Annotated in this window: 2 protein-coding genes; both read right to left on the bottom strand. The window is 64.0% G+C overall.

Annotation, left to right across the window (positions count from 1 at the left end):
* Window positions 1-57 precede the first annotated feature (57 nt).
* On the bottom strand, window positions 58-639 hold the full coding sequence (locus JYJ84_RS36415; RefSeq protein WP_043188888.1) for a TIGR00730 family Rossman fold protein: 582 nt from the start codon (window positions 637-639) through the stop codon (window positions 58-60).
* Window positions 636-1,379: a TetR/AcrR family transcriptional regulator gene (locus JYJ84_RS36410; RefSeq protein ID WP_122945914.1), complete on the bottom strand. Its 744-nt coding sequence runs from the start codon at window positions 1,377-1,379 to the stop codon at window positions 636-638. The genes JYJ84_RS36415 and JYJ84_RS36410 overlap by 4 nt, the downstream gene beginning before the upstream one ends.
* Between the last annotated feature and the right edge of the window lie 150 nt (window positions 1,380-1,529).

The following is a 1,529-nucleotide window of genomic DNA, read 5'->3' as shown; positions in this document are numbered from 1 at the left end:
ATGAGGACGGCCTTGCGGTCGGACGGTGCGGTCATCGTGTGCGGGTTCCGGTGACGGTTACTTGGCCGCGTCGGGTGCCCACTTGTCGCGGGCGGGCGGCTGGTAGCGACGCAGTCGCTCGATCAGTTCGACGGGTTCCGATTCGACGCACAGTGCGTCGAAATAGGCCGGGCGCATGAAGCCCTCGTCGACCGTATGGCGCAGCAGCGCGATCAGCGGATCGTAGAACGAATCGATGTTGTAGAGCGCGACGGGCTTGCGGTGATAGCCGAGCTGCGCCCACGTGTAGACCTCGAAGAGCTCTTCGAGCGTGCCGGCGCCGCCGGGCATCGCGACGAACGCGTCCGAGAGGTCGGCCATCATTTTCTTGCGGTGGTGCATGTCGGGCACGACGTGCAGTTCCGACAGCCCCGTATGGCCAACTTCCTTGTCGACGAGCAGTTCGGGGATCACGCCGACCGCACGGCCGCCGGCCGCCATCACTTCGTCGGCGATCACGCCCATCAGGCCGACCCGGCCGCCGCCGTAGACGAGCGTGAGGCCCGCGTCGACGAGCGCGCGTCCGAAGGCACGCGCGGCGTCGGCATAGACGGGCCGCACGCCGGACGACGAGCCGCAGTAAACGCAGACAGCCTTCATTGCTTGGAATCCTTGGCGGGGGCGTGCCCGCCGGCGGCGCGCGGCGAACCGTCGCGCGGCGGCAGGTAGTCGGTGAACTGGCGCTTCGGCAGCTTGCCGGAGACCAGGTCGTCGAACAGCTGGCGCGACCGGCCGCGCAGGTACGGCGCCATCACGGAGATCACGTGCATGCTGACCTGGTGCAGTTCCTCGCGGATCGCGTCCTGGTCGTTGTACTTGCGCGGATGCATCACGTACTGATACGACAGCCAGTACGTCGAAATGACGGCCATGTTGGTGGCGATGACTTCGATCTCGGTGGGCGTCGCGACCATCTCGGCGTCGGACACGAGCAGCTCGCACATGTCGTGCGCGAAGCGCACCTTGTGGCTGATGATCTGCTTGAAGTGCGTCTCGAGCGTGCGGTTGCGGGCGAGCAGGTCGTTGAGGTCGCGATACAGGAACCGGTAGGTCCACATGAAATCGGCCATGTACTGCAGGTACGACCAGGTTTCGTCGATGGTCGGACGATGATCTTCCGGAAAGCGCAGCCGCCGTTCGATCTGCTGCTCGAACTGCGCGAAGATGCTGTTGATGATGTCGTCCTTGTTGCGGAAATGGTAGTACAGGTTGCCTGGACTGATTTCCATTTCCTCGGCGATCGTCGTGGTGGTGACGTTCGGCTCGCCGATCTCGTTGAAGAGTTTCAACGACAACTCGAGAATCCGTTCGCGGGTGCGGCGGGGAGGTTTCGCTTCCATGTCGTCCGGCCCTGTGTGTGCCGGACTGGCGGGCGCTGCAATCGATGCTGCGTGATTCGTCCGGCGCGGGTTGCTGTTCTATGTCTAGCGGACGATTATAAACCGGGGTTTCGCCACATCGGGGCATTTCGTATTCATCGCCCCGCGCGG

This window comes from Burkholderia sp. LMG 13014 (genome assembly GCF_905232215.1).
In the GTDB taxonomy this organism is placed as follows: domain Bacteria; phylum Pseudomonadota; class Gammaproteobacteria; order Burkholderiales; family Burkholderiaceae; genus Burkholderia.
Note: the sequence above shows the minus strand (reverse complement) of the source record. Positions and strands in the feature narration are given on the sequence as shown.